The organism is Deltaproteobacteria bacterium (genome assembly GCA_016183175.1).
Taxonomy (GTDB): domain Bacteria; phylum UBA10199; class UBA10199; order UBA10199; family SBBF01; genus JACPFC01.
Map to the genome: position 1 here is coordinate 1 of JACPFC010000114.1, position 2,470 is coordinate 2,470.

General features: G+C 53.5%; 6 protein-coding genes. 2 read left to right on the top strand and 4 right to left on the bottom strand.

Going from position 1 to position 2,470, the window contains the following annotated elements:
• Positions 1-160: hypothetical protein (locus HYU99_10880; protein MBI2340847.1), on the top strand; the 160-nt coding region annotated here is incomplete at its 5' end.
• 38 nt (positions 161-198) lie between these two features.
• Here HYU99_10880 and HYU99_10885 read toward each other — a convergent pair.
• Together HYU99_10885 and HYU99_10890 are read right to left on the bottom strand one after the other, a co-directional pair.
• Positions 199-621, bottom strand: a complete 423-nt coding sequence (locus tag HYU99_10885; GenBank protein MBI2340848.1) for a CBS domain-containing protein — start codon at positions 619-621, stop codon at positions 199-201.
• 35 nt (positions 622-656) lie between these two features.
• A complete protein-coding gene (locus HYU99_10890; protein ID MBI2340849.1) occupies positions 657-1,166 on the bottom strand; it encodes a DUF4416 family protein in 510 nt (169 codons plus the stop codon).
• Between the two features lie 129 nt (positions 1,167-1,295).
• On the opposite strand from HYU99_10890, the gene HYU99_10895 reads away from it, so the two are divergent.
• Positions 1,296-1,493: a hypothetical protein gene (locus tag HYU99_10895; GenBank protein ID MBI2340850.1), complete on the top strand. Its 198-nt coding sequence runs from the start codon at positions 1,296-1,298 to the stop codon at positions 1,491-1,493.
• On the opposite strand, the gene HYU99_10900 is transcribed toward HYU99_10895, so the two are convergent.
• Both HYU99_10900 and HYU99_10905 read right to left on the bottom strand, forming a co-directional pair.
• Complete coding sequence (locus tag HYU99_10900) at positions 1,480-1,980, bottom strand: hypothetical protein (GenBank protein MBI2340851.1); 501 nt, start codon at positions 1,978-1,980, stop codon at positions 1,480-1,482. The two genes, HYU99_10895 and HYU99_10900, sit on opposite strands and share 14 nt — an antisense overlap.
• Before the next feature lie 14 nt (positions 1,981-1,994).
• Positions 1,995-2,470 (bottom strand): prolipoprotein diacylglyceryl transferase (locus HYU99_10905; protein ID MBI2340852.1); only part of this gene is annotated, 476 nt, incomplete at its 5' end.

Consider the following 2,470-nt stretch of genomic DNA (forward strand, 5'->3'; position numbering starts at 1 on the left):
GCACTGGAAGACGGTGGCGGGGGCCCTTTTTCCGGGGGGTGTTTTTGACACGAAAGACGACAACAGCGCCTTTAACCTGACCACCGTTATCGATCCCATCCTCTTCGACAACGCCGAAATCGCCTTCGCCGCGAAAACAACATTTGTGTTTGAATTTTAAATCCCCCCGTTCCCCCCTTTGACAAAGGGGAGGGGGATTTATGATTGGATATATTTTCGGAGCTGGTTCTTTTCCTCTTCCGCCTCGGCAAAGAGCCATTCCAGAATATTCCGCATCGTTACCATTCCGGCGACTTTTTTCCCGTCCACAACCGGGAGGTGGCGGCATTTGGTCGCTTCCATCTTCTTAAAACAGTCCTTCACCGTTTCAGTGACGGGGCAAACAACCACATCCTTGCTCATCACCAATGAGAGTTGCGTGGATTTTGGGTCGAGCCCCCGGGCGACCACGCGGTTTAAAAGATCGCGCTCGGTGAAAATGCCGGAAAGTTCATCGCCGTCCATGACCACGACACTGCCGACCTTGTTCTCCGCCATCAGTTGCGCGGCCTCGTAAACCGAGGCTGAAGAGGGGAGGGAGACAACCGTTTGTGATTTTATAAGGACGGATAAAAAAGACATGACTCTTTCCTTCTACCACAGAACCGTTCCGGTTTCTAGCGCGACTTTTCGAGGTAGAGCCGGCGGATCTTTTCCAACAACGGAAAATAAACGCCCGACCTGAAGTCGGGAAAGGTCCATTCAAAGGGGCGGAAGGCGCCTTTATAATAGTCAAGAACGAGATCGGCGCAGATCCGGTCGGTGAGCGCAACCTTGTGCCCCCCGTGCTTGGTGGAGGCCAGCACCACTTTTACTTGATCGAGATAGCCGGGGTCGATATTCGCCGACCGTTTTCCCCCCGATGAAAAAAAGGCCTTTTCCATCTGGACGGCCCCCTCCTTGAACCGGGCCAGTTCGTGATCCATGCCAAGTTTTTTAAGGGCAAAAAAAGTCCGGCAAAGATTCCCCCCCATCTCGTCGGCGTAGTAGTCGGTGCGGTCGAATGGAAAGGTCTCCGTGAACTCCTCCAGCGGCCCAAAGGCATCGGCAAGGATGCGGACGATGTCGGCCACCCCTTGCGACCCTCTTCCTTCGCCGTGGATAACGGCAAAAAAATATTGAACCATAATATCGGGGGCTTTGCCGCTGGCGCCCCCGTACCCCCCGTTCGCTCGGACGGAATAAATCCGATCCTCGCTCACTTAAATTTGCTGGCAAATTTGTGAGTCAAAGGGTTAAAATAGGGGACGCTGATCATGCAAGAGGAAAAATCGATCACCAAACTGGAAGATCTGGTCGGCAAGAAGATTCAGGTGGTTGCCTTTGGGACCTCCTATATCGGCACCCTCCAGCGCGTTGATTACGACAAGGGATTTATGGTGCTCACCGACGGAAAGGACACCGTCTTTCTGGAACTGGAGCGGATCGATTCGTTCAGTCCTATTTCTTCCTGACCCCCACGTTGGTCATCTCGATCTGCGGCGGGCGCAGATAGGTTTCCAGCTCGGCGATCACCCGCCCCTCGACTTTGCCGGCCGATTCCAGCTTTCCCACAATGGTTTTCACCGTCGTGCCGACGGCCACCTTGATCTGGCTCCCCTCCTGCGTCAGGTCGACCGTCATCTGGTAATAGGCCCCGTCGGTGATGCCGTAATCGCGCCTCCCAAACAGGTTGTAATAGTGCGAATCCCCCTCCACCGGCCGCCAGCCGGTGATAAACCGCCCCTTTTCCTCGTCGGTATTGTTGATTTCGTAACCGAGATGCTCCAGCGCCCTTTGCACCGCCTTCATGACGGTTTCCTTGTCGTTTAAAAACCAGGCGTGTTTGGGAAGGGTGTAGTAGTCCTTTCCATAAACGATTTCCTTGGTGCAGGTCTGCCCGGTGGAGAAAAACCAGAGAAAGAGAAGAAAAACCAGACGCTGACCTTTGAATTTTGACATTTGACCTTTCAAAATCATACCGTCTTCCTCTTCCAAAGTGTAGCCCAAAGTACAATGGCCAGAACAAACCAGAGGATGCTGATAACCTGCGAGGTGGAGAGAATCCCCTCGATTAAATAACCCCTGACCTTGTCGCCGCGGAAAAATTCAAGGATGATACGAAGGATGGGATAGAGGGTGATGTAGAGGACAAACACCTCCCCGTTGAATCTCTTTTTTTTCCGGAAAAAAAAGAGAATGAAAAAAACAACCAGCTCGGCGAACGATTCGAAAAGCTGAACGGGGTAGAGGGGAATATTTGGGGGGGCGATGCCGGCGGGGTTTGGGGGATAGACAACCGACCAGAACGATCCGGCCGGCGCCTCGCGGCCGTAGCAACAACCGGCGGAAAAACAGCCGAGCCTCCCCAGCACGTGCCCCAAAGCGATGCCGGGGGTAAAAATATCGGCGACGGTTAAAAAATTGAGCCGATGACGCCGACAGTACCAGA

Bases quoted from the DNA above. Each gene is read 5' to 3' on its own strand.
- HYU99_10885 (MBI2340848.1), bottom strand. From the start codon at position 621: ATGTCTTTTTTATCCGTCCTTATAAAATCACAAACGGTTGTCTCCCTC.
- HYU99_10890 (MBI2340849.1), bottom strand. From the start codon at position 1,166: ATGGTTCAATATTTTTTTGCCGTTATCCACGGCGAAGGAAGAGGGTCG.
- HYU99_10895 (MBI2340850.1), top strand. From the start codon at position 1,296: ATGCAAGAGGAAAAATCGATCACCAAACTGGAAGATCTGGTCGGCAAG.
- HYU99_10900 (MBI2340851.1), bottom strand. From the start codon at position 1,980: ATGTCAAAATTCAAAGGTCAGCGTCTGGTTTTTCTTCTCTTTCTCTGG.